The 25,298-nt window shown below is 41.9% G+C and carries 21 protein-coding genes; 11 read left to right on the top strand and 10 right to left on the bottom strand.

Annotated features, from left to right (window positions below):
• Nucleotides 1-43: 43 nt before the first annotated feature.
• The 4 genes from gatB to rpmF form a co-directional block, all read right to left on the bottom strand.
• Nucleotides 44-1,522, bottom strand: a complete 1,479-nt coding sequence (gene gatB, locus EQU50_RS07380; protein WP_130154517.1) for an Asp-tRNA(Asn)/Glu-tRNA(Gln) amidotransferase subunit GatB — start codon at nt 1,520-1,522, stop codon at nt 44-46.
• 66 nt (nt 1,523-1,588) lie between these two features.
• The gene (locus tag EQU50_RS07375; RefSeq protein ID WP_130154483.1) at nt 1,589-2,557 is read right to left on the bottom strand and encodes a beta-ketoacyl-ACP synthase III; all 969 of its coding nucleotides are present in this window, start codon (nt 2,555-2,557) and stop codon (nt 1,589-1,591) included.
• Complete coding sequence (gene plsX / locus EQU50_RS07370; RefSeq protein WP_130154482.1) at nt 2,550-3,587, bottom strand: phosphate acyltransferase PlsX; 1,038 nt, start codon at nt 3,585-3,587, stop codon at nt 2,550-2,552. Before plsX ends, EQU50_RS07375 begins: the two co-directional genes overlap by 8 nt.
• A gap of 5 nt (nt 3,588-3,592) precedes the next feature.
• Complete coding sequence (rpmF, locus tag EQU50_RS07365) at nt 3,593-3,787, bottom strand: 50S ribosomal protein L32 (RefSeq protein ID WP_130154481.1); 195 nt, start codon at nt 3,785-3,787, stop codon at nt 3,593-3,595.
• Between the two features lie 217 nt (nt 3,788-4,004).
• On the opposite strand from rpmF, the gene EQU50_RS07360 reads away from it, so the two are divergent.
• The 3 genes from EQU50_RS07360 (at nt 4,005) to EQU50_RS07350 (ending at nt 7,155) form a co-directional block, all read left to right on the top strand.
• Nucleotides 4,005-4,487 carry a hypothetical protein gene (locus tag EQU50_RS07360; RefSeq protein WP_130154480.1) on the top strand — a complete coding sequence of 161 codons (483 nt, stop codon included), beginning with the start codon at nt 4,005-4,007 and terminating at the stop codon, nt 4,485-4,487.
• A 30-nt stretch (nt 4,488-4,517) separates the two neighbouring features.
• Nucleotides 4,518-5,948: a cryptochrome/photolyase family protein gene (locus EQU50_RS07355; RefSeq protein WP_130154479.1), complete on the top strand. Its 1,431-nt coding sequence runs from the start codon at nt 4,518-4,520 to the stop codon at nt 5,946-5,948.
• Nucleotides 5,949-6,021: 73 nt separating this feature from the next.
• Complete coding sequence (locus EQU50_RS07350) at nt 6,022-7,155, top strand: hypothetical protein (RefSeq protein ID WP_130154478.1); 1,134 nt, start codon at nt 6,022-6,024, stop codon at nt 7,153-7,155.
• 18 nt (nt 7,156-7,173) lie between these two features.
• Here EQU50_RS07350 and EQU50_RS07345 read toward each other — a convergent pair whose 3' ends face one another.
• Entirely contained in the window at nt 7,174-8,838 is a 1,665-nt protein-coding gene (locus EQU50_RS07345; protein WP_165380389.1) for an AsmA family protein, read from the bottom strand.
• A 102-nt stretch (nt 8,839-8,940) separates the two neighbouring features.
• On the opposite strand from EQU50_RS07345, the gene EQU50_RS07340 reads away from it, so the two are divergent.
• The 8 genes from EQU50_RS07340 to glmM all read left to right on the top strand — a co-directional run bounded on the left by EQU50_RS07340 (nt 8,941) and on the right by glmM (nt 19,426).
• Nucleotides 8,941-10,620, top strand: a complete 1,680-nt coding sequence (locus EQU50_RS07340) for a hypothetical protein (protein ID WP_130154476.1) — start codon at nt 8,941-8,943, stop codon at nt 10,618-10,620.
• Between the two features lie 52 nt (nt 10,621-10,672).
• Nucleotides 10,673-11,227: a hypothetical protein gene (locus EQU50_RS07335; RefSeq protein ID WP_130154475.1), complete on the top strand. Its 555-nt coding sequence runs from the start codon at nt 10,673-10,675 to the stop codon at nt 11,225-11,227.
• 251 nt (nt 11,228-11,478) lie between these two features.
• On the top strand, nt 11,479-12,306 hold the full coding sequence (locus EQU50_RS07330) for a response regulator (protein WP_130154474.1): 828 nt from the start codon (nt 11,479-11,481) through the stop codon (nt 12,304-12,306).
• 123 nt (nt 12,307-12,429) lie between these two features.
• Nucleotides 12,430-14,232, top strand: coding sequence for a M3 family oligoendopeptidase (locus EQU50_RS07325; RefSeq protein WP_130154473.1), 1,803 nt, complete (start codon nt 12,430-12,432; stop codon nt 14,230-14,232).
• A gap of 48 nt (nt 14,233-14,280) precedes the next feature.
• Nucleotides 14,281-14,481 carry a nucleotidyltransferase domain-containing protein gene (locus EQU50_RS07320; protein ID WP_130154472.1) on the top strand — a complete coding sequence of 67 codons (201 nt, stop codon included), beginning with the start codon at nt 14,281-14,283 and terminating at the stop codon, nt 14,479-14,481.
• Between the two features lie 170 nt (nt 14,482-14,651).
• Entirely contained in the window at nt 14,652-15,950 is a 1,299-nt protein-coding gene (locus tag EQU50_RS07315) for an ABC1 kinase family protein (RefSeq protein ID WP_242508843.1), read from the top strand.
• Between the two features lie 221 nt (nt 15,951-16,171).
• Nucleotides 16,172-18,052, top strand: coding sequence for an ATP-dependent zinc metalloprotease FtsH (gene ftsH, locus EQU50_RS07310; RefSeq protein WP_130154471.1), 1,881 nt, complete (start codon nt 16,172-16,174; stop codon nt 18,050-18,052).
• Nucleotides 18,053-19,426 (top strand): phosphoglucosamine mutase, encoded by a 1,374-nt coding sequence (glmM, locus tag EQU50_RS07305; RefSeq protein WP_207216336.1) that lies wholly within the window; start codon nt 18,053-18,055, stop codon nt 19,424-19,426.
• Between the two features lie 63 nt (nt 19,427-19,489).
• Here glmM and EQU50_RS07300 read toward each other — a convergent pair whose 3' ends face one another.
• The 5 genes from EQU50_RS07300 to EQU50_RS07280 form a co-directional block, all read right to left on the bottom strand.
• Complete coding sequence (locus EQU50_RS07300; RefSeq protein WP_165380388.1) at nt 19,490-20,626, bottom strand: glycosyltransferase family 32 protein; 1,137 nt, start codon at nt 20,624-20,626, stop codon at nt 19,490-19,492.
• Nucleotides 20,627-20,841: 215 nt separating this feature from the next.
• Nucleotides 20,842-22,032, bottom strand: coding sequence for a glycosyltransferase family 32 protein (locus EQU50_RS07295; RefSeq protein ID WP_130154469.1), 1,191 nt, complete (start codon nt 22,030-22,032; stop codon nt 20,842-20,844).
• Nucleotides 22,033-22,212: 180 nt separating this feature from the next.
• Nucleotides 22,213-23,406: a glycosyltransferase family 32 protein gene (locus EQU50_RS07290; protein ID WP_130154468.1), complete on the bottom strand. Its 1,194-nt coding sequence runs from the start codon at nt 23,404-23,406 to the stop codon at nt 22,213-22,215.
• Nucleotides 23,407-23,606: 200 nt separating this feature from the next.
• Entirely contained in the window at nt 23,607-24,803 is a 1,197-nt protein-coding gene (locus tag EQU50_RS07285) for a glycosyltransferase (protein WP_130154467.1), read from the bottom strand.
• A 188-nt stretch (nt 24,804-24,991) separates the two neighbouring features.
• A partial coding sequence (locus EQU50_RS07280) for a hypothetical protein (RefSeq protein ID WP_207216335.1) occupies nt 24,992-25,298 on the bottom strand: 307 nt, incomplete at its 5' end.

Raw genomic sequence — 25,298 nt, 5'->3', positions numbered from 1 at the left:
ATCTACGTTATATTTTGTTAAAATTTTTCATGTGATTGTTTTATCACAATTTGCTTTTCAAAATATCATTGACCAATCCGGGGTTGGCCTTTCCCTTTAAAGCCTTCATGATCAACCCTATAAAAAAACCAAACAGCTGGACTTTTCCAGATTTATAGTCATCAACTTTGTCAGCGTTATCTTTCAACACCTGATCAATCGCTGCTTCAATTACAGACGTATCTGATATTTGTTGTAATCCCAAGTCAGCAACCAGGTCAGCCGGGGACTTAGCAGTTGTCCACATTTTTACAAAAACATCTTTGGCGATCTTTCCAGAAATTGTTCCATCCATAATCAAATCCACCAATTCAGCCAAATGACTTGATGGGAAAGGAAGTTGATGGATCGACAGCGATTCGCGATTCATAGCGCCGAAAACCTCGCCAATTAACCAGTTGGCAATCAATTTGGCAGCTTGCTTCGTGTCTTGACTTTTTGCCGCCTTAACAACCGTCTCGTAATAATCGGCGATCTCTTTCTCTGCCACCAAAACATTGGCGTCATAGTCACTCAGGCCATAGTCAATTTGAAATCGATTCCTTTTATCATCAGGAAGCTCTGTCATGGTGGCACGTATGGCTTCAATGCGTTCTTGCGTCACGACCAGCGGTTTTAAATCAGGATCGGGGAAATAACGATAATCATGGGCATTTTCTTTGCCCCGCATGGATCGTGTTTCGCCCTTGACTGGGTCAAATAAGCGTGTTTCTTGAACAACCGCCCCACCCTCTTCCAAAATTTCCAATTGTCGATAAATTTCATAATCAAGGGCTTGTCCCAAAAAGCGAATTGAATTCACGTTTTTGATCTCAGCACGGGTTCCAAAAGGCTCACCAGGGCGGCAAAGGGAAATATTGGCATCAACGCGCATGCTCCCCTGCTCCATGTTACCATCGCATGTTCCCAAATAGCGCACTAAGGAGCGCAGCTTTTTCACATATGCCATTGCCTGGGCTGGGGAACGCATTTCGGGCTCTGACACTATTTCCATCAGGGCCATACCCGCCCGGTTCAAATCGATGTAGGAAAAATCAGGATGCAGGTCATGAATGCTTTTGCCGGCGTCTTGTTCCAAATGCAAACGGGTTATCGCAATACGTTTACTCGGCTTTCCCTCAAGCTCAATGTCAATATAGCCCCCTGTAACGATGGGATAATGAAACTGCGAAATTTGATATCCCGTCGGCAAATCAGCATAAAAATAGTTCTTACGGTCAAAAACCGAAATTTCATTGATATGCCCGTGAAAACCTAAGCCCGTTTTAATGGCCTGATCAACACAGACTTTATTGATAATGGGCAGCATGCCTGGCATGCCAGCGTCTAGAAAACTGACTTGAGTGTTGGGGTCAGATCCAAAGTCGGTCGAGCTACCGCTAAAGAGTTTTGCCTTTGCGGCAATTTGGGCATGTATTTCTAACCCTATAATAACTTCCCATTGACCGGTTCGCCCTTGAACCAAATTTTCATTTTCAACCATTCTGTCCATCTTAGAATTTATCCTTATGAGATTTAGAAAGAGTGTTTTTAGATACTGTGAACACAATCACCACCGTATTAAAGCGGAGCCCCAGGTTAGCCCACCGCCCATGGCTTCAATCAGCACAAGGTGGCCCTTTTGGATGCGACCATCACTGACAGCCTTTTCAAGGGCTAGTGGTATAGAAGCCGCGGATGTATTTGCGTGTTCTGCAATGGTCACAACCATCTTTTCTTGCGGGATAGAAAATCGTTCACAAACACCCTTGATGATGCGGACATTGGCTTGGTGGGGGACAAACCAATCGATATCAGATGCCTTCAGGTTGTTATGATCCAAGGCTTTTTCCACAGCCTGGCCAATTTTATCAACGGCACTTTTAAAAATTTCACGCCCCTGCATGTGAATGGTCCCTCGGGTTTGAGGGCCACCAAAAGAATGATCGGTGTATAGCCAATCATAATGACGCCCATCTGAAAACAAATGAGTCGACAAAATCCCTTGTTTGTCACCTGAATCAGGTTGAGCTTGCAGTACGACAGCTCCGGCCCCATCACCAAAAAGAAAACAAGTTCCGCGGTCTTGCCAGTCCAAAAGCCGTGACATGGTTTCAGCCCCAATCACCAAAGCATTTTTTACCTGTCCCAATCGGATGAAATTATCAGCCACAGTCAAGGCATAAACAAACCCCGAACACACTGCCTGGACATCAAACGCAAAGGCCTTAGTGGCGCCAAGGTTTGCTTGAACACGGGTCGCTGTGGCGGGAAAAGAATTATCAGGGGTGGTGGTGGCAACAACAATGCAATCAAGTTGATCACCTGTTAAGCCGGCCCGCTCCAAAGCTTGACGCGCCGCCTGGGTGGCCAGATCAGAGGTTTTCTCATCGTCAGCTGCAATATGGCGCTGTGAAATTCCAGACCGTTCCCGAATCCATTCATCAGTCGTATCAAGGCGCGCCGCCAACTCATGATTGGTCACAATTCGCTTTGGCAAGCAAGATCCGGTGCCGATAATTGTAGAGATATTAAGCATTCTCGGGGCCAACAGATTGTAAACTTGCCCCTAAGTTAAGGCGCTGCTCAATTTTGTCAACAAGATTACTTTGTACCATCTGAATCGCAACACCAATCGCGTTTGCAAAACCAATAGTGTCGGTTCCACCATGACTTTTGACCGCAATATGCCTGAGTCCGAGGAAGACTGCCCCATTATAAAGGCGCGGGTCAATGCGGCCTTTAAATTGTTTAAAGGAAGACCTGGCAATAAGGTACCCCAATTTTCCAAGCCATGACGAAGACAAGGCTTGTTCTAAAAGGTGTTTAATAAGATGGGCAGCCCCTTCAATGGATTTCAAAGCGACATTGCCAGAGAAACCATCAGTGACAACAACATCCGTTGTGCCGGCCGTAATGTCATTTCCCTCTACAAAACCGGAAAAATTAAAATCTTCGATATCTTTTAAAAGCTGCGCGGCCTTTTGAACCGTTGCATTTCCTTTTAAATCTTCTGAACCTATGTTTAAAAGCCCAACTGTGGGGTGAGCAAGCTTTAGAATTTCTCTTGAAAATGCTTCGCCCATTAAAGCAAATTGAACCAAACTCTCGGCACTGCAGTCAATATTGGCGCCCAGGTCAAGAACAACTGTCTTCCCCTTTATCGTGGGCAGAACGGCTGGGATGGCGGGTCGGTCAATGCCCTTTAATGTCTTTAATAAAATTTTCGACAGTGCCATGTAGGCACCTGTGTTGCCCGCTGATACGACAGCATGAGCTTGTCCTTTGGCAACGGCATCAACTGCCATGCCTAAGTTTGACTTACGCCCCATGCGAACAGCAGTAGATGGCTTTGTATCATTGGTAATCAAAACATCTGTATGTACAATGGTCGAGTATTTGCGCAAACCAGGGAACTTATCAAGCTGCGCCTCAATTAGAGGCCCATCACCAAACAACAAAAAAGAAAGAGGACCCTGCGATTGAGAGAGAGCTATTGCTGCACCCTCTACAACCACCTTTGGCCCAACATCCCCCCCCATAGCATCAAGGGCTAGAATAGTTGTCATTTATGTCAATCAGTAGGAGCTTCTTTTTTTGTCTTCAACACCTGACGGCCATTATAATGACCGCAAGACTGACAGATATGGTGAGGAAGCTTTGGAAGCCCACAGTTTGAACACTCTGCGGTACCAATGGATGCTAAATGATCATGAGAACGACGCATGTTACGACGTGATTTCGAAGTTTTTTTCTTTGGAACGGCCATTTTAGAACCTGACTTTAATATAAGAATCTACACACAGTTTTTTACTAAAAACGGCAAAAAAACATAATATTTTTTACATGAAAATGATCTGATTAGCAACTGTTTTGTTGACGGCCCCTTGGTTTTGTTAAACAGCAGCCAGATATAAAAAATATTTGATAATTTTTATATATGTCCTACAATTGTCCTAGCAGAAACTTAAATTTGGCTTCACATCATGGCAAAACTGACGGCTTTGTTGACCTTGATTGCTCTGATGGCTTCATGCCCGCCAGAAACTGCAGCCGAGCCTGCTAACAACTCCATGATGCAGAAAACTCAAAATGATACCCGGCAGTCAAATTCCTATTTCAGTAAGCTGTTTGAGGTTGGCAATTATATTGCCAGTTCTTTTCAAGCTGTGAAGGTTTTTGTGGAATCTGCTGGACCCTTTAAACCAGATGTCTCCCAACACTCTCCCAAAGAATCTTTGGTTGTCCCCCTTGCACCTCAAATTGCAAAAAAACCTCAAGGTGCCCAGATTTTGGAAATGGGAATGAACGTGCCTGTAGGACAAAAATTTTCTTTAGGAGCAGAAATTGGCATCAGTAAGTACAAAAACAACATAGCCCAAGAGGTTCCTCAAAAACGACCTTCTGCAGGTTTGCGCTTAAAACCTGATCTTTACACGGTAAAAGTTGGTTTAAAATACAAGATTTGATTCTTAACTGCTTTGTTGTTAGATTGAGTCATGGCTGTTTTGGTTTGGTTTCGATGCGACTTACGATTGGATGATCACCCTGCTTTATTGCAGGCGGTGGCAATGGGTTTGCCTATCATTCCCCTGTATATATATGACCCTGAAAATCCGCGTCCTTTGGGTGGAGCGTCCCGGTGGTGGTTACACAACAGTTTAAAAAACCTTGACCAAAATCTGCAAAAGCTTGGAGGCAAGCTGATTTTGAAAAAAGGTAATGCCGTCAACGTCTTGGGTCAGCTTGTTCAAGATCTGCCCATTACCCATGTTTTTTGGAATCGACGGTATGACCAAACCAGTATTGACCAAGATACAACCATGAAAGCTCAGCTAAAAGACCAAGGCCTGATTTGTCAGTCGTTTAAGGGGTCCATTCTGTTTGAGCCTCACACCATTAAAAATAATCAGGGCGAACCTTTCAAGGTTTTCACACCCTTTTGGAAACATTGCTTGAAACATACGCAGATTGAGGAACCAAATCCAGGGCCCACGACTCTGAACTTCTATCAACCCTCTGCAATCCAATCAGAATTCTTGGATGATTGGCAGCTGTTACCAACTCATCCTGATTGGGCTGGCGGACTTCGTCATTGTTGGCAACCTGGGGAACAAGGGGCCGAACATAGGCTGAAATCCTTCATAGACCAGGGATTGCCAAACTATAAAACCGGGCGCGATTACCCAGGCCAACCATCCACGTCTTCATTGTCCCCCCACCTTCGATTTGGGGAAATTAGCTTGCGAAGAATTTGGTGGACCCTTCAAAATCAACGCCTGATGAAACCTGAACTTGAAAATGATGTAGAGCATTTTTTACGAGAGATCGGTTGGCGTGAATTTTCATACTATTTACTGTATTATTTTCCTGATTTGCCCACTGTTGCCTGGCGGGAAAATTTTAGAAATTTTCCATGGGATCAGGACGAGACCCTTTTAAAGGCGTGGCAGCAGGGACAAACTGGTTATCCAATTGTGGATGCGGGCATGCGCCAACTTTACCAAACGGGGTGGATGCACAACCGAGTACGCATGATTACGGCATCTTTTCTTATTAAACACCTGCTGCAACCCTGGCAAAGGGGCGAGGAATGGTTTTGGGATACTTTGGTGGATGCTGACCTTGCCAGTAACGCTAGTGGATGGCAGTGGGTTGCCGGATCAGGCGCTGATGCATCACCCTATTTTCGAATCTTTAATCCTATTATTCAGGGCGAAAAGTTTGATCTTCAGGGTGTCTATGTCAGGCAGTGGGTTCCTGAATTAAAAAATCTTGGAAATGAATTTCTCCATAAACCTTGGGAAGCTGATCAAAATACCCTAAAACAGGCGGGTATTAAGCTAGGGCAGACATACCCTTTTCCTGTTGTGAATCACGAAAAAGCCCGTCAACGTGCACTTCAAGCGTTAGAGTCGATAAAAGTTTGAGTAGATTAACCATTTATTAACCTTTCTTGATTATTTCACTTTTTACCACTTCATTTTTTGAGAGGTATTAAAAGTGAAAAGCATAACTTACCTATTTTTATTCGTTATTACTTTCATATGGTCCGCTGATTTAAAGGCCATTCAAGAAGAAGCTAGTCCCGAAAGTTATGTTGCCTGGACCATCAAACAGAACTTGGATAGCCTAAATGATCAAGCTGCCTACAATCTAGTTAAAGATCATTTCATACAACTGAAGCTTTTGAACTTTGATGGGAAGTGGGCAGCACCCCAGTTAGAGGCAATTGGTGATGAACTTTTGCCGCGGGGCATTAGCACAGCAGACTTTAACAATATGGTTGACTTGATGGCAACGAATGCTGAAAAAAATCCTTACTTACATCAGTTCATGTTAGAGGCAAATAAGGCTGATCTAACTGAATTTTATGATAAAGTGAAAAGGGATGGACCAAAAGTTTTCCCTGAGCTTATTGCTTATGCTATGACCTTGAATGCTTTAACAAAATCTATGCGTGATGATGTAACTGTTTTAAAAGCCACCATGCAGGTTTGGGGCAAGGCATCCGCTTCAATTAATATTTTTAATACGGGTGGTTTTATGTATTGGGTCAAATACCAATCCGTTAAATCACCTTTAAAGAAAGCTATTCAGGCCATCGAGACTGGTAAGGTCGATCCTGACTATTGTCGAAACTATCTTCCTCTTAATATTTTAGAAGCTACCTTAATAGATTGGCTTATGGGTAATAATGGAAATGCTAAGGCCGGGTGGGTTTTAGCCAATAGTCGACCAGGCGGGCCGGAAAATAAAGTGATTGGTTCAGGTCCCGCCTCTCTTTCACCAGATGGTCAAGCGGTACTCCTGCACATGCCTTTTCCTAAAGAATGGGCCGACCTTTATAGCGTATGGAATTTAGGATTTGTTTCGCACTTAGAAGACTTCCCGTACTGGATGGTAAAACTTTTGATTCCTCAGGTAAGTGGGTATCAAAGTGTCCCCGAGGAATACATGCACAACAGGGTATTAGCTCTTTATTCACAATTGCAATTTGAATTGTTTAGACGTTCAGAAGGGGATACGGTGATCGCTGATTGGAAGCATGAAAATCTAACTAAATGTTTTAACGATTCAAATGCAAAAAGTGCCAAGCAGTACAAAGATTTATTAACATCTGCCCGCACCATCTGATGTTGCTTTCTGAAAGGTTTATCGAAGCAAGCCAGATAACACTTCTTTAATGATTTTTTCAGGCTTGATTGCTTTATCAGAACTGCCCTGGGCAGACTCTTTTCCTTTGGCTAAGGCTCCTTGAGCTTTCTTTCTAACCTGATCCATCACCGCATCGACTCCTTTTTGGGTCAGGTTTTTTGCAATCACAGAACTCATCTGTTCTTGGTCAATTCCATAGGTGGGGGCATTCCAATTCCCTGTGATCCTAAAGGGGATAACCATTTTACCCAAATCTTTGGCGTAAACGTTCAACGCCAAGTTAAGCAGGCTTTGCGGGATATCAATACTCCCCTGCCCCTTAACGTCAACCATATTAGCTGTCATCTGCATGTTTTGGGTTGTTGCAATGCCATTGCTGATATTAAAGTCCGCCCTCAGTGTCTTAATGTCTAAAATCTTTTTCTGTTGCCCAGTTTCAAAGCTTTGGACGAGACTTTGAATGTCTTTTATTTTCTTAACTTGCTGCGTCAGCGCCTCTATATCAATGGTTTCAATGGCACATCCTGTTATATTCATGGTCAAGGTGCCTGACAATGTTTCAAGCCATTTCTCAAAATTATTTAAATCCAGGGACAGTTTCGTGAACGCCTCCAGGCGTCCTTTTTTAACAGGCGAGTCGTGCAGCTTTGGAATTTTCGTTAAATTCAACTGATGCAGATGACCTTGTACAGTTAGTTTCTTATTGGCTTGAAAATGACCACTGATATCCAGTTTGCCCTCAAAGATCTCCCCTGCAATTTTTTTAAATACCAGGTCGTCGCTTTTAATCGTAAGTAGCGCCTGCAGATTCAGTAGGTGGTGATTTTGATAATCGATCTTTTTACTGGTGATAGCGATTTCTGTCTGATCTTTCTCAAAATCTGTCGAACTGTCCAAAATCAATGTATTCCCTTCATAAGTAATCGTCATATGATTTTTCAAAACTTTTTTATCTTGCATATCTATAAAGCCATCAAATGATAGGGGACCATAGGTTTGACCTTTATGCCCAAAAGAAACAGAACCTTGAACAGGTATGGTTTCGCTAGATTTCAATACAAATATATGAAGGTCTAATTTGACATCGTTATATGTCAAGCTTCCCGTGACTTCGGCTGGCCCATTTATTCCTTCGATAAAACCTGACGCTGCAATGTTATCAATGCGCTTTTGTTTGGGGGTGTCGGCATCAATTACAATTTTTCCTGATTTAGTAACAAAACGATGCAATGAAAAAGTTGAAGGTTTAGAGGGTGTTTTTGAAGGCGACGAGGACTGTATGGTCTGCGCCTTAGGCCCAGCCTTCACGCTCTTCAAAATGACAACGGGTGTATCAAGCTCAAAATGTTGAATATCTAGTTTACCTCGTAACAAAGGGGCCCAAGACCAACCCAACCGAATTTCCTTGGCCCTGGCTGATACAAGCTGCAAAGAGTCGGTGCCAATCTTCTTATTTGTTGGCCGTAACGAAGCGTCGTTCAAAACAATTTTTGGTATGGGGAAAAATTGAATTTTAACAGGGCCTTTTATATCAATTTCATATCCTGTTATCGATTGTAACTGGTTGAGAATGGGTTGTTTCAGACTTTGCCAGTCAATAAAGGGAATGCTGACAAGAGCCAAAGCTATAAAAATCAAGAAACCGTAAAAAATCTTTCGCATATTTCTCTCCTTTCCAATTTCAAAGTACGTTCTTTCGTACATTATTAACTATTTTATGACAATAATAGTAGAAAGATAGAAGAAGGTTAAGGATTTAAGATTGTGGGACACAAAATCAAAACCTTGATTATTGCCTTTGGTGTTATTTTGGCGGTGATATGGCATCACCAGGCTACCATTTTCCAAAGACAAGTGCGTGAAAATTTAAGTTACTGGCGCTCCTATGCAGGGCCCACACTGCAGCTGGGTGACGTCATCATTTCTAAATACCTGTTCAAGGTCGAATTTAAAAAACCTCAACTGGACATCAGTAACCAAACCCTTGAAAAAATAAAGGAGAATTTACAAAAAAATGACGGATCTATTTCCAAATTCATCCACAATCAATTGGATACCCTCTCGCCCATTTTCCGCCTGACCTATCGTTTAGCGGACCGGTTGGTTGCCAGTTATAACCCTTTTTGGCATGAATTGACTTTAACATCCGTCGGAGATGCAGAGTTAAATCTTCAAACAGCAACTGAAAATACCGTTTTTATTGCACCTGACCAAAATGGTCTTAACCAAGGGAAAATTAAAATAACTCTTCCAGCACCTGGGTGGCTTCAGAAAATAAGACGGGGGATTTTTAAAGATCCTGTCGTCATGAGTTTCAATTCCAGTTGCAGAAATCTAAAAATTGTCACGGCCAACGATCACGAAGCCATTTACACACAAGATTATAACCTCACTAAATTTAGCCTCAATGAGGATTGGGTTGAAAATAAAAAATATTATACCGCTTCAGTTGATTTGCAGGTTGATAATGCGTATCTAAGTCCAACCTTGGCTAAAATCTGGACTTTGTTGGAATGCTATGTTGTAGCTAATAAAACAAACAAACATGATATTTATAAAATTCACTTTGAAGCAGATGAAGGCATAGCTTTTGTGAATACCCTTATTGGGCAATTTAAACCGAATCAGGATACCGATTGGAGCGCTGTCGTAAAAACAATACCCACCTTTAAGGTCGAGGGAAAAAGCAATCATCAAAATCATGCCCTTGCATTTTCTACTGATTGTCAGCTGGACTACCAGCCTAGTAAAAACTATTTAAAAGCAACTTATGATTCAACTTTTCAGGCCCACACAATTTGGCCCGACTATCTTCAAAAGCTTTGCGATTTTTATGACGAAGTCATATGTGCGTTCGGCCAAATAAATACAGCCTTCAAACCAGATTCTAGACCTTTTTGGTATTCATTACTGGCGAATTTAAAAGATAAAGGAGAGATAAATACTGGTTTCGTCCTTGAACTTCAAGACATTCATTCTAATACCTGTCAAGGGCAGGGTTCTTTGAAAATAGGCTTGAAAAACTCTGGTATTATGATCAAGGGGAACTACACGCCCCCCTCCTTGCTAAATGTTGAAGTCGACTTTGAAGACCCAGAGTTATTTTTGAATAAAGGTTACTCGCACCTTCTTAACAGTTTGGAAGGAGCAAGTCATAAAGTTGCGGAAATTATACTTCTTGGTGTTAAAAATAATTTAATCGAAAATATTCACAAATTGGGAGTAGTCAAAAACGAGGACAAACCCCACGTACGCACCGTACCGATTCAGTTCAACGGAGACACACAATCGTTAGAGATTGCCAACCAACCGGTTCATCACGAATTTTTGGATGTTATCAAGATGGCGATTAGTTTGCTGGGACACCATGATATCTTCCAAGATCTTAAAAAATTACTTCCCATCAACCCCAAAATGAAACCCGCAGGCATTCCTCCTCAATAATACATTTTCCCTTTGTAATTGTTTGAGGCATTAACTATAAGAAGCTGTTGTCGTGAAACTTTTTGTACGGAGGAATGTAATTTTTATGAAGCAAGCGTTTATTTTGGCTTCTTTTATCACGGTTCTACTGACCGCTAACCCAGATTTTGGAATAGCCCACACGGATATAACATCTTGCAGGGAATGCCTAGAGAAGGAATATGATGAAAAAACTTGGTATATTAAAAAGACAGTCCAAAATAGACAAAGAAGTGACTCGTTGACACAAGCCGTGGAGTTAGAGAGCCAAGGACGCCCATTTTCCTTATGGGCGGTTAAATCAGCACCCAATGAAAGATCAACAATTTTAAAAGCAAACGAAACCCTTAAACTGTTCTGCAAATGCTCCCACGTGTACGATGAACCGGCCATTAGAGACCTGTTCTTTTGGGCAACCGATGCAAACCTAAAAATACAGGGAACCATTGGCGCGTTTTTAGAAATAGAGTGTGATAAGTCAGTTGTTATTTCCTACAACATGCATTTTCCCCAAAATTTGAAAGAAAGTGCGCGCCAGTTGCTCGTTGATTATGTAAACGAAGCTTACAAGATTCAAACTAAAGATTAATCTGACATAAGGCTTGTTTATTACAAATAAAATATCCTGTTAGAAAAAGAAGGAAATATTTTTGAAACTTGCGCGTGATGTAAAAAATCATATGGTATGTCCTTATGATTTTTGCTAAAATCCCTCATCGATGCTAAACCAAAGATAGCAAACCTCAGTGATACTTATAAAAAATTGCTTAACGTGCGGTTAATTTTATTCAATGAGCTGCAAGACCGAGTCGGGATTGCTGTTAATTTAAAGGTGTTAACGTGGAATATTTAGCAGACGATTTAAAAGAGTTGGATGTGTTCATAGGAAGGCGTTTGCGAGAAAAACGACACAAGCTGGGTTTCACCCTGGCCCAGGTTGGGGAAAATCTGGGCATATCACATCAGCAAATTCAAAAGTATGAACAAGCACAAAGTCGTGTGTCGGCAGGCGTGTTGTATCAGATAAGTCAATTTTATGGGGTTTCTCCTCACTATTTCTATCAGGGATTTACCCCCCCTAATCAGCGGAACGAAAAGAAAAAAAGTGACGTTGTCTTCCATAACCCTTCCAAGGAATTGCATATTTTGTTGGTTGAGGATGATCCTGCGGACGAGTTGATCATGAGGAGGGCATTGGATGCTACTAATCACAAAATCAATCTTTTTTGTGTTCATGATGGCGCTCAAACGATTGATTTTCTGCGATATAAACAAGATCTGAACGTCGACTTTCCTCGTCCTGACCTTATTTTATTGGATATCAATATACCAAAGCGTGATGGATTTAATGTTTTAAAAGAAATCAAGCGAGACCGTCTACTCCAAGATATTCCCGTAATTGTTTTGACTAATGGTATAAGCGTGGAAGAGATGCTGAGCGTCTATCAAAACTATGCAGCTGGATATATTTGCAAAACGTTCGACTATGCAAATTTCGCAGCCAACATTGCAACGCTGATCAATTATTGGTCCTCAGTCGTTGTACTACCTGGCACATCCCAAGATCAAGATGAGAATATCGAAACGGAGGATGATTTATGCTCAGGCATAAATGACTCTTCACAGAATTTATTTATTCCAGCCTTACCAGGCTACCAAAGGGTTTAATTGGGGGTCGAATCGCATCTTGACCGTCCGACTTTAGGTTTTATAGCACTATTGTTAAAATCTATGTTAAATTTCTTTTTTTTGTTTATAATTTTTCAACTTTCAAAAACAAGGGAAGAATAAATGCCAGATCCTGTAATTAGCTTATTGAGCGAAGAAAATTTACCAGAATGGAACTTAAACAGTCTCTACAGTTCGTTAAATGACCCAAAAATTCAAATTGCCATAGCTGCCTGTAATCAAAATACAAAACAATTTGTAGAGACCTATAAAGGTTTGTTTGTAAGTTCTGGTTGGAACAGCGAGCAGCTGCTTTCAGCGATTCATGATTTTGACGCTATACAAGAAGACATAGGACGATTAGTTAGCTTTTCCAGTTTGCTTTATTATAAAAATCTTAATGACACAGAAGTTGGCCAGTTCTACCAACATATTCAAGAAGAGGTGACAGCTTTAAGTGGGCACTTAATTTTCTTTACCTTGGAACTAAATCAGATCGAAGATGACCTTTTGGAAATCGCCTTCAACAAAACACCAAGTTTGCGTCGTTACAGGCCATGGTTAGAAAAAGTTCGTTTGTTCCGGCCTCATCAACTGTCAGGCGACTTGGAAAAACTATTCCTTGAGAAGTCACTGACATCAAGCCAGGCTTGGAGCCGCCTTTATGAAGAAACACTGGCTAGCATGACCTTCTCGATGAACGGAGATGACCTTAATCTGTCCCAGGTGACTGATTTGACCAATCATCCTGATCGTCAAATACGCCAGCACGCTGCCTTGGCTTTATCCAAAGGTTTAAATGCGCACCTTCCCCTTTTCACTTTTATCACCAACACCTTGGCAAAAGATAAAGAAACAGAAGACACATGGCGTCACTATGCAAGCCCAGTTCACGAACGTCATCTCATTAACCAAATTGAACCGCAAGTTGTTGAAGCCCTGGTGGAGGCTGTTAAATCCCAATATGGTCGCCTTTCTCATCGGTATTATGCTCTAAAGGCTAAATTGCTAAAACTTGAGCATTTGGATTATTGGGATAGAAATGCCCCCCTTTCACAAGTCCCAGAACAGGCAATTTCTTGGTTGAAAGCGCGTGACATCGTCTTAAGCGCTTATGAACAATTTAGCCCCCTTATGGCACAGATTGGGCGCCAGTTTTTTGATAACAATTGGATCGATGTCCCTGTGAAAAAAGGAAAAACGTCGGGTGCATTTTCCCATGGAACGATCCCCTCAGCGAACCCCTTTATATTATTAAACTATCAAGGAAAAACGCGGGACGTTATGACTCTCGCGCATGAATTAGGTCACGGCATTCATCAGATACTAGCCAGCAAACAAGGGCTCTTATTGGCTTCCACCCCTTTAACGTTGGCAGAGACGGCTTCTGTTTTTGGAGAAATGCTGACGTTTCAATCCTTATTAAAAAGCCAAAACGATCCTGCAGTACGGCGACAACTGTTGGCCGGAAAAATTGACGATATGCTCAATACCGTTGTACGGCAAATTGCGTTTTACGACTTCGAACAACAGGTGCACACCCTCCGTCGATCAAAGGAATTATCGGCGGAAAATATTGGCAACCTTTGGTTGGAAACGCAAAGACAAGCCTTAGGCCCCGCTGTTCATGTTGATGATATATGTCGCCCATACTGGACGTATATTTCACATTTCATCCATTCTCCTTTTTACGTGTATGCTTATGCTTTTGGTGATTGTTTGGTTAATTCCTTGTATGCTGTTTATCAGAATCAACCAGAGGGATTTGCTGAGAAGTATATTGATTTACTGTCAGCGGGCGGCACCAAGAAATATGCAGATCTTCTTCAGTCTTTTGGTTTGAAAGCAGACGATCCTGAGTTTTGGAATCATGGTTTAAGCATGATTGCTGATTTTATTAACCAGTTGGAATTGTTGGTGGATTAATTTATACCCAATTCAGATGGTTACAAAAAAGTGTGGACGCTGGATAAGATGAAAAAGGTAAGATTATCAGACCATGATCTGAAAGCATTGGAAAATTTGTTCCTTAAGCATTTTTTGCTTGAGGATGAACTATGGCTTTTCGGTTCTAGAACAGACTTGACCAAAAAAGGTGGGGACATAGACTTATGCATCGAAACACATGCAAAAACTGTCGATGAGGCAATCAAAAGAAAAACTGATTTTGTGTAGGATTTGGAACAAGAAATTGGTGAACAAAAAATCGATATTGTTCTGAATCTGCTCAATTTTCCATATCCCCCGCCAATACACGAAATCGCAAAGACTGAAGGGGTTAGAATCGTATGAGTTTACATGATCTATTTAAAGAAGTTGACGTCATAAATTAAACTAACAATGAAGTGAATAGAAAATTGATAGACGATGCGACTCTATCCACAAAAATAAAGCGATACTTTGAAGTGGGCAGCGCTGTAGGTGGGTTGGCCGCGCGTTTGGTCGGCCAGGAATATTTAGGCCGGCCCATTGACGACGAAGCCTATGCAAAAAATTTAAAAGCCACATTAGGGTCCATGAAAGGACCGTTGATGAAGGTGGCTCAGTTTTTGGCAACTATTCCGGACGCTATTCCGGCCGACTATGCTCAGGAATTAAGAGAATTACAATCGTGTGCGCCTGCCATGGGTGTGCCTTTTGTTCGTCGCCGAATGGTGGCTGAATTGGGGGTCAACTGGCAACACCACTTTCAACATTTTGATTTAACAGCAAAGGCCGCAGCTTCTTTGGGGCAAATGCATCAGGCAAGCACGATCTCAGGCGAACTTGTCGCCTGCAAGCTACAATACCCGCAAATGCAAAGCCTTGTGGAAACTGATTTAGCCAACTTAAGGGCTTTACTGGGTGTTTATCATCTTTGGAATAAAGCCCTGGATACCAGTGAGGTTCAAGACGAGATTAAAACGCGTCTGTTGGAAGAGTTGGACTATCACCACGAAGCCAAGCAAATTCACCTTTATCAAACAATCTTTCAAGGGGCTGATTGGGTAAAGGTACCAACCGTTCATCCAGATCTTTCAACGGATCGTCTGTTAACGATGTCGTGGATGGATGGCAAGCCCATTTATGATTTTATCGAGGCTGATGAGGACTTTCGCAACCAATTGGCCGATCGTTTATTCCAAGCCTGGTATCACCCCCTTTATCATCACGGGGTCATTCATGGCGATCCTCACCCGGGTAACTATTTGGTTGGCGAGGGTGGGACGATCCAGCTGTTGGACTTTGGCTGCGTCAGACACTTCCCTGCCCAGTTCGTTCAAGGCATTCTTCACCTTTATGATGCCCTGTTGAATAATCGACCTGATGAGGCTGTTTATGCCTATGAATGTTTAGGGTTCAAAAATTTAAGTAAAGCCGTAATCGAGGTGATAGGCCAATGGGCCAGACTTTTGTATGACCCGTTATTGGATGATAGAGTTCGCCCCATTCAAGATGACTTCAGCGGAACCAAAGGGTGGCAAACAGCCACGCAGGTCCATGCCGAATTAAATAAATTGGGCGGTATTCGCCCCCCTCGCGAATTTGTCTTTATGGACAGAGCCGCCGTGGGCATGGGGGGTGTCTTCATGCGGCTAAGGGTGGAACGCAATTGGCACCAGTTATTTGAGGATGTAATTGAAAGAAGTCCATTCAGGGGATAAAACAATTTTTGTCTTGCCACCTTAAATTTAGACTCCTCACTATGAGCTTTCTTTTACATCTTGCTATCTACAGAATTCATCCTTTATTGCGTTATTTAAGGATGAATGTGTCCTCACGCAACTGCTCTAGTTTAGGGGATTCATTTTATAATAAATAACCATTGCACCCGCCTTGGTTTTCAGAGAATATGTGAATAATTCCTAAAATAGAGAGGCAAACCTTGAACCCAACAACGCGCAATTTATTCTTGTGGTCAGCCATAGCTGCTGTTTTGTTTGTGATTTTCCAAATGTTTCCAGGATCCTCTTCTCATCAAGGGAATCCTCCTGTTGCTTATTCTCAGTTTATTAATGATGTTAATGATAATAAAGTTGCCGAGGTAACATTAAGCGGTCAGCACGTTTTGGGAAAGACAAAGGATGGTAGAAATTTCATTACCTATGCCCCTGAAACCCAAACAATGGTGACTAAGTTGCTTGAGAAAGACGTGGTTATCAGAGCTCTGCCTGCTGATCATGACCTTTCTATTTTTCAACTTTTGTTACCCTGGCTGCCTATACTTTTGTTGGTTGGTTTAACCCTTTATTCTTTCCGTCAGATACAATCAGGGGGGAATCGTGCGATGGGTTTTGGGAAATCAAAGGCGCGTCTAAGGGATGATAAGGCAAAAAAAGTCACATTTGAAGATGTTGCCGGCATTGACGAGGCCAAACAAGAGCTGCAAGAAATTGTTGATTTTCTAAAAGATCCGCAAAAATTCCAACGCTTGGGCGGACGTATTCCCCGTGGCGTATTGCTGGTCGGCCCACCCGGCACTGGTAAAACATTATTGGCCAAAGCTATCGCTGGCGAGGCTGAAGTGCCCTTTTTCAGCATTTCAGGGTCCGACTTTGTGGAAATGTTTGTGGGTGTGGGTGCCAGCCGAGTTCGTGATATGTTTGAACAGGCCAAAAAAAATGCGCCTTGTATTATTTTCATGGACGAGATTGATGCCGTTGGCCGTCATCGTGGAGTTGGCCTGGGTGGAGGTAATGACGAACGCGAACAAACATTGAACCAATTACTGGTTGAAATGGATGGGTTTGAGGAAAACCAAAGCGTCATTTTGGTAGCAGCCACGAACAGGCCTGATATTCTAGACCCTGCTTTATTACGCCCAGGTCGTTTTGACAGACAAGTTGTTGTGCCCAACCCCGATGTAAGCGGTCGTGAACAGATTTTAAAAGTTCATATGAGAAAAGTTCCTTTATCGCCCAACGTTGATGCAAGAGTTATTGCACGAGGAACTCCCGGATTCTCAGGGGCTGATTTAGCCAATTTGGTTAATGAAGCGGCCTTGATGGCAGCACGCCGTGGAAAATTAATGGTTGGTATGCACGAATTTGAGCAAGCCAAAGATAAGGTGATGATGGGGGCGGAACGTCGTTCCATGGTCATGACAGAAGAAGAGAAAAAGCTTACGGCTTATCATGAAGGGGGGCATGCCATCATCGCATATTATACACCTGATTCAGACCCCATTCATAAAGCCACCATTATCCCCCGTGGCCGTGCCTTAGGAATGGTTATGCGTTTGCCAGAGGGTGACCGCATTTCCATGTCGCGCAGTCGTTTATATGCCGACCTTAAGGTGGCAATGGGGGGCAGATTAGCTGAAGAATTAATATTTGGCTATGATAAAGTTACAACGGGCGCATCCTCAGACATTAAAATGGCAACAAACATTGCCCGACGCATGATTACCGAATGGGGGATGAGCGATCGACTTGGATTCCAGTCCTATGGGGCCCAAGACGAGGGTTATATGGGCCATACGACGGCTCATGCGAAAATGTTTTCTGAGGCTACGTCTCAAGTTGTTGACGAAGAAGTTGCTAAAATATTAGATGGTTGCTACCAAGAGACAAAAAACCTCTTGCAAGAGCAAATAAACTCCCTACATCAATTAGCACAGGTCTTATTAGAGCGAGAGACACTGACGGGTGAAGAGATTAGAATTGTGTTAGAGGGAGGGATATTACCAGCTCCCATTGGCTTCAACGATACAAACTCACCACGCCCCAGTGTCCCTTTAAGTGGAAAACCAAAACCAGCTGAGTAAATGATGCAGACGACACAAATTTTATTTGGAACTGATGGTGTACGGGGTCCTGCCAACAGTGGGCCCATGGCACCTGATTGTATTTTAAAGTTGGCCACTGCAGCCGCTCATCATGGGATGAAAAAATATTTTGCCTCCCATGGTGATCACCGTTTCACGATTGTCATTGGAAAAGATACGCGTCTGTCGGGATATATGGTTGAGTCGTCCCTGGTGGCCGGGTTTGTGTCTATGGGGGCTGACGTTATTTTGTTGGGGCCTCTGCCCACCCCTGCGGTTGCTATGCTGACCCGTTCCCTTCGGGCACAAATGGGTGTTATGATATCCGCATCCCATAACCCATTTCAAGATAATGGCATCAAATTCTTTGGCCCCGACGGCTGCAAAATTAACCGTTCTGACGAAGAAACGATTGAACAGTTAACAACTGGCAAGATTCCCTTGGCAAACTGTCTAAAAATTGGCAGAGCCAAACGCCTTGATGATGCGGCTGGTCGTTATATTGAATTTGCGAAGGCAACATTTCCCCGCGGACAGCGTCTGGATGGTTTAAAAATTGTTGTTGATTGTGCCCATGGAGCGACCTATAAAGTCGCCCCTAAGGTTTTGTGGGAATTGGGTGCTGACGTGATTCCGGTTGGTATTGAACCCAATGGAGAAAACATTAATTTGGATTGCGGAGCGACCTCCCCTGCCCTTTTGCAACAAACTGTTCTCAGCCATCAGGCGGATTTAGGAATTGCCCTTGACGGTGATGGGGATCGGTTGCTTATGGTTGATGAACACGGTCACATTCTAGATGGAGACCAATTACTGGGTCTTATTGCAACCCTTTGGCTAGAAATAGGGTTGCTCCGGGGTAATGGCATTGTTGGAACCGTGATGTCAAACTTGGGCTTGGAAAGCTATTTGCATTCCAAAGGGCTTACTTTGCATCGGTCCTCAGTTGGGGATCGTTTTGTTTTGGAGAAAATGTGCACAGAAGATTGCAATGTCGGCGGGGAGCAATCGGGTCATATCATTTTGAAAGATTATGTAACCACGGGTGATGGCCTGATCGCTGCCTTGCAAGTTTTAAGCCTTTTGAAAAATACAGGCCAACGTATCAGCGAAATAGCCCATGTGTTTCAACCTGTGCCTCAAATTCTTAAAAACATCAGAACGACCTATCCTATAAATTTGCAGTCTAAATCCATTCAACAGGCGATTAGTTATGCAGAAAAACAATTACACCCTCATGGTCGGCTTTTGGTTCGTCCCTCAGGCACTGAGCCCTTATTGAGAATCATGGCCCAAGGGAATGACAAGCCTCTACTCGATAAGGTGATAGAAGACCTCATAGCAGCGATACAACCCGTTGAAAAAGTCGCCTAAGAGATTTTCAGAAATTCAATACTGGGCGACTTCTCAGGGAAGCAAGACAAAACGAAAAGCATTTTAACCATTACTGCCAAACTCTTTTTTCAGCCAGCTTCCTTTAAAAGCATGCCAACCAAAGGCAGAAGGTCCCTTACCTACGGATTTTTCTCTCACATCTCCAAAAAAGACTTCAGGTGGAAAAACAATATTACGATCCCTGTGACCGTCAGGCTGGTCTATTATGGGCAGGCCAAAGGCTATAGTTCCCTGATCCAGAATAACTTTTTTGACAGCAACCCCCAAGGTAATTGGTCCTGTGCTACAAAGGGTCTTCAATTCTTCCCCTCCCACTTTTAACGATTGTTCTATATAGGGCGGTGCTGTTTTTGGATCTAGATTTCTAGTTATAAGCTCTAACATTTTTCCTATAATGGGGTGAGTTGGACGACTAGCCATTAGCGCATTACAAGGGCAAGAATAGGGATACTCGATACCTGAAAAAAAATCATAAGCTAGGGCCAATCCTGTGAAGGGCCGTGTCATTTCAAAATCCACATCTCGATAAATTCCGCCCAGTCTATATAAAAGAACGCAACGAAGAATATCTGACGCTCGACCAAATTTTGCTTGAGCAATCTCTTGATCAATACAAGGTTTTAATCCATAAAAGTCTTTTTCGTCACTTAACTCACTATAGACTTCCTTGATTTCAACGCCTGCTCTTTCCATCTCTCTTACCGTTTTTGGTAGTTTCTTTTTATCTTGAACCCACAGATAGTGTTTCCAACCAACACTGGCCAAATGCACCTTGCAAGATTGCTTATACCATCTCAAAAAGTCATCCGTTAATTCCACTGGCTTATCCAAATTAGTGAGCCAAATACTGTGCGTAATAAAAGGGATTTTTGGTTCGTCAGCAACCATAATATTGTCAAAATGACACGCGACGTCAGGATGATTTTCCCGATAAAGTTTATCCAGTTGTTTATAGACTTTGTTGATGTCGACCCCTTCCTGTGGAAGAACAGTATTGCGGTAATAACTAGCTCCCGGTTGCCATAAATTTTGTCGGTTGTGAGAATCACCCACAAAATTAGCAATCGGAAAAATATTAATGCCAAAAATAGGTCCGAATTTTTTATGAATGAAACTTTGCCGACGTCCTACTTCATCATTGCCGAAAACATCAGTAGCTACTGAATTTTTGTCAGACATAATAATCATTAATATTAGGATATATATGCCATAGGATATTTTTCTTTTTATGCAATTTGCCATTTTCATAACCAAGATAAGTAGATATATAATTTATTTTAATAAAAATTAATTAATAAAAATTTAATTTAAATCATTTTTTTGCCTCTACAGGTAATCTGACCAGCACAGAGACCGGTCAGATTTTTACCTATAGGAAAAAGAGAGGAAGGGCGTTATCCCTTGCTTCCGTCTTTTAACCAAGTGGTCGCAAACGCATGCCAACCGAACGAAGCGTGGGACCTTCCATCCTTGATGTTAAAAAAGACTTCAGGCGGGAAAATGATATTTCTGTCTTTATGTCCATCAGGTTGTGCATATATGGGAAGCCCATGTTCTGTAGCACCATTCGCCAGAATAGTTGTTTTGACAGCTACCCCTAAAGCAACAGGGCCGGTGGCACAAATGGTGTGCAAAAGATCACCATGCTTTTGTAAAGAGTCTTGAACATAGGCAGGAGCTTTTGATGAATCGAGATTCCGCCTCATAATTTCCATCAATTTTGAGATAATAGGATGACCAGGTCGACAGCCCATCATCGCATTGCAAGGGTAAGAATACGCATGCTCAATACCAGCAAAAAAATCGTAAGCTAGTGCCAATCCTGTAAAAGGGCGGGTCATTTCAAAATCAATATCTCTATAAATACCGCCGTATTTGTACAAAACAATGGCACGGAAAACATCAGCAGCCCGACCAAATTTTGATTGGGAAAGTTCGTGGTCAACCTGAGGCCTGAGACCACAAAATTCTTCGTCTGTTAATTCTTTGTACATTTCCTTAATTTCAACACCCCTGTGTTCCAACCAACCCGTGGTGTGAGGCAACTTGTTTCTATCTTGAACCCAAAGAATGTGCCTCCACCCTTTATCCTTGCTATTCATTCTGCATGATTCCTGATACCAATGCAGAAATTGGTCCTTAAGTTCTCTTGGCTGAAATGGATTTGTGAACCATACACTGTGAGTAATAAGGGGGATTTTTGGTTCAGTTTTGGCCATCAACACTTCATATTTACAAGCAATGTCAGGATGATTTTCTCGATACAATTCATCCATGCGTTGGTACGCTTTATGTGTATCAATTCCTTCTTGAGGTAGAACACAATGACGATAATAAGGAGACCCAGGGTTCCACTGGTTTTGTTTGGCATCGGAGTCGTGGGCAAAATTGGAAAGTTTAAAGATATTAATTCCAAAGATTGGGCCAAATTTAGGATGCACGAAGCTTTGGTTGCGGCCCGTATGGTCGTTACCATACATATCCAAAGGATTGTCTGAAGCTTCTAAAGTACTGCCAACCAGCAGAGCCATCGAACATAAAAGATATAAAATTTTGACACGTTTTCTTTTTAGGCAATTTGTCATTTTCTTAACCAAATTAAATTAAGTCTATAACTAATTTTAACAACTAAAAGATTAATAAAATCTTAACAAAAAAAATGCTATTCATAGTATGTGAGGAAATTATTTAAAAAAACATATTTAGGGTGCCTAACCGGTACACACATGCCCGGTCAGGCTTTTTACGGGAACAAGTAAAAATCTTTATCCCTTGCTGCCACCTTGCAGCCAAGTTGTAGCAAATGCATGCCATCCAAATGAGGCTGGTGATCTTCCATCTTTCATATTAAAGAACACCTCGGGCGGGAAGATAATATTGCGATCTTTATGGCCATCTGGTTGATCATAGATAGTCAGACCATGTGACACAGGTCCTTGAGACAAAAGGACTTGCTTTATTGCCACGGTAAAAGCAATCGGGCCTGTTAAACAAAGGGTGTGCAATAAGGCTCTTTTGTCATCCCAGATCTCAGGATTAGTAAGACAACCTTCAACATATTCAGGACCTTTACGCTGAAAGTTGCGATCCATAATTTCCATATATTTTGATAGTATCGGGTGACCAGGCCTGAAACCCATGATTGCGTTGCAAATATAAGCATAGGGATGCTCAATGCCTGCGAAGAAATCATAGGCCAGTGTCAGACCGGTTAAAGGACGTGTGAAAACAAAGTCTATATCTCTGTAAATTCCGCCATACTTGTTCAAAGCAACAATCCGAAAAATATCAGCAGCCCGACCAAATTTACACTCTTTGATCTCATGATCAACGTACTTTTTCATGCCTACAAAGTCTTCTTCTTGTAATTCTTTGTATATCTCTTTGATTTCAATACCATGGTGTTCCAAAAAACCTGTGGTGTGAGGAAGCTTAGTCCTATCTTGAACCCACAGAATGTGTCTCCAACCTTTATCTTTTTCATGAAGGCTGCAGGAGTACCTATACCATTCCAGGAACTCATTGGATAATTCCTTTGGTTGGTAGGGATTGGTAAACCAAATGCTGTGCGTTATTAAAGGGATTTTTGGCGTGTCTTCTACCTTAAGCGTTTCATATTTACAAGCGATGTCAGGATGATTCTCCCGATATAAATCATCTAGCGTTTTATAAGCCCGATAGGTATCAATCCCTTCTTGAGGAAGAACCGCATGTCGGTAATAATTCGATCCAGGAACCCAATGCATCACTCTCTCTTGGGAATCTTTTACAAAATTAGCTACTGGGAAAACATTTATTCCAAACGTAATTCCGAATTTAGGATGTTCGAAGCTTTGATTGCGTGCTATGGGATCATGATCAAAAAGATGGGAAGCCTCTAAAGTTTTGCCACTCAGCAAAGCCAATAGGCAGAAAAAGTACAAACTTTTTGTACGTGATCCTTTTATAAAATTTGTCATTTTTAAAAACCAAATTAAATTGAGTATAATTTGATTTTAGATCCTAAAATATTAATAAAACTTTAATTTTAACCTGCTTTTTTAAAAACTTTTAGTTTAAAAAAAAACGCACAGAAAAGTATCCTGACCGCAACGGAAATTTTTTCCAAAGATCCGTTGGCTAGTCAGGTTTTATTCAGGGTTAATAAAACAAAAATGATTTATCCTTTGCTGCCAAATTCTGGCAGTTGCCAAGTTCCAGCAAAAGCATGAAACCCGTATGAACAACCATCTCTTCCTTGGGTTTGTCCAAAAAAGACCTCTGGCGGAAATATAATGTTGCGGTCCCGACGGCCGTCAGATTGTTCCTTGATAGGTACCCCAAAGGCCATTGGGCCCTGTTCGATAAGGGTCTTTTTTAAGGCTATACTCAAAGCGATAGGGCCTGTAAGACAAAGTGTTTGGTAAAAATCTCTGTCTTTTTGGTTATAACCCGTATTGAAGTAAGTGATGTATTTTGGTGTTGTCTGCGGATTAAAATTGCGATTCATGATTTCTAAATAATTTTCCATAACGGGGTGTGCGGGGCGAGCACCCATCATTGCATTACAAGGATATGAATAGTCATATTCAATCCCTGCAAAAAAATCATAGGCTAAGGCCAAGCCTGTGATGGGACGTGTCATCAAAAGGTCTATATCTCGATAAATTCCGCCCGTCTTATGTAAAATGACGCAGCGCAAAATATCTGCGGCACGACCAAATTTTGACTCTGCCAGTTCTTGGTCGAAAAAGGGTTTTACGCCACAAAAATCTTTTTCATCAGATAACTCTCTATAAACTTCTTTAATTTGAACGCCAACAGCCTCTAACTCTCTCACTGTTTTTGGCAATTTGTTTCTATCCTGAACCCACAGATAATGTTTCCAACCAACTTTGGTTGAGTTCATTTTGCAAGAATGCTTGTAATATCCCAAAAAATGATCAGTAAGCTCCGTTGGCTTATCCATGTTGGTTAGCCAAATACTGTGGGTAATTAAAGGTATGCTGGGTTCTTCTCTGGCCATCTGAGTATCGTATTGACACGCAATATCAGGATGGTTTTCACGCCATAGTTTGTCCAGCTTCGAATAAGCCTCATCCGGATTAATCCCTTCCTCTGGAAGGATTTTATTTCGGTAATATTTCGCACCTTCCCATGCTTTTTCTAACCTATTTTTAGAATCGCCAACAAAATTAGAAATGGAAAAAATACCAATTCCAAAAATATCGCCGAATTTGGGATGTTTGAAGCTTTGCTTTCGTCCCAAATGGTCATCACCGAAAACATCCGATGCGTTCAAATACTGAGTAAGGAGCAATTGTAAGAAAAAAAACAGCAAAAAACCGAAACGTTTTTTTTTAAAAAAATTTATCATTAAAAAGTTCTCCACAAAAAAAGGGCTTAATTTAATGATAAATTTTAAACACTTAACAAATGCTTAATATGGAGAAAAATTAACCGTGAGATGAGACCTTAATTCAACATAACGATTATTATATTCTCCTGACTGAAAAGGGAAATCCAGTCAGGTTTTTGTGAAAGCAGAAAAAATAAGTAAGAAGTTTACCCGTTACTGCCAAATTCATTTTTCAACCAACTTCCTGTAAATGCGTGCCATCCAAAGGAAAACGGATATCTTCCAGAATTTGCAGCCGAATAAAAGACCTCAGGTGGCATAATGATATTGCGATCCCTTCGACCATCCAACTGAGCCTTTACTGGCAAACCATAAGCTATGGTTCCCTGAGACAGAATGGTTTTTTTAACGGCCACCCCCAAAGCGATAGGGCCAGTGTGCCCTGCACCCCAAAAACTGGACACAAAGTTAAGAGAGTTTTTTAGCTCCTGAGTGTTGTATAAAAGACAGCAA

The organism is Candidatus Finniella inopinata (assembly GCF_004210305.1).
Lineage (GTDB): Bacteria > Pseudomonadota > Alphaproteobacteria > Paracaedibacterales > CAIULA01 > Finniella > Finniella inopinata_A.
Note: the sequence above shows the minus strand (reverse complement) of the source record. Positions and strands in the feature narration are given on the sequence as shown.

Excerpts from the sequence above, each read along its gene's own strand:
- EQU50_RS07295 (WP_130154469.1), bottom strand. The coding sequence starts at position 22,032 with ATGACAAATTGCCTAAAAAGAAAACGTGTCAAAATTTTATATCTTTTA.
- glmM (WP_207216336.1), top strand. The coding sequence starts at position 18,053 with ATGATGCAGACGACACAAATTTTATTTGGAACTGATGGTGTACGGGGT.
- rpmF (WP_130154481.1), bottom strand. The coding sequence starts at position 3,787 with ATGGCCGTTCCAAAGAAAAAAACTTCGAAATCACGTCGTAACATGCGT.
- EQU50_RS07285 (WP_130154467.1), bottom strand. The coding sequence starts at position 24,803 with ATGATAAATTTTTTTAAAAAAAAACGTTTCGGTTTTTTGCTGTTTTTT.
- EQU50_RS07360 (WP_130154480.1), top strand. The coding sequence starts at position 4,005 with ATGGCAAAACTGACGGCTTTGTTGACCTTGATTGCTCTGATGGCTTCA.
- EQU50_RS07355 (WP_130154479.1), top strand. The coding sequence starts at position 4,518 with ATGGCTGTTTTGGTTTGGTTTCGATGCGACTTACGATTGGATGATCAC.
- EQU50_RS07290 (WP_130154468.1), bottom strand. The coding sequence starts at position 23,406 with ATGACAAATTTTATAAAAGGATCACGTACAAAAAGTTTGTACTTTTTC.
- EQU50_RS07345 (WP_165380389.1), bottom strand. The coding sequence starts at position 8,838 with ATGCGAAAGATTTTTTACGGTTTCTTGATTTTTATAGCTTTGGCTCTT.
- EQU50_RS07325 (WP_130154473.1), top strand. The coding sequence starts at position 12,430 with ATGCCAGATCCTGTAATTAGCTTATTGAGCGAAGAAAATTTACCAGAA.
- EQU50_RS07375 (WP_130154483.1), bottom strand. The coding sequence starts at position 2,557 with ATGCTTAATATCTCTACAATTATCGGCACCGGATCTTGCTTGCCAAAG.
- EQU50_RS07300 (WP_165380388.1), bottom strand. The coding sequence starts at position 20,626 with ATGTCTGACAAAAATTCAGTAGCTACTGATGTTTTCGGCAATGATGAA.
- gatB (WP_130154517.1), bottom strand. The coding sequence starts at position 1,522 with ATGGTTGAAAATGAAAATTTGGTTCAAGGGCGAACCGGTCAATGGGAA.
- plsX (WP_130154482.1), bottom strand. The coding sequence starts at position 3,587 with ATGACAACTATTCTAGCCCTTGATGCTATGGGGGGGGATGTTGGGCCA.
- EQU50_RS07320 (WP_130154472.1), top strand. The coding sequence starts at position 14,281 with ATGAAAAAGGTAAGATTATCAGACCATGATCTGAAAGCATTGGAAAAT.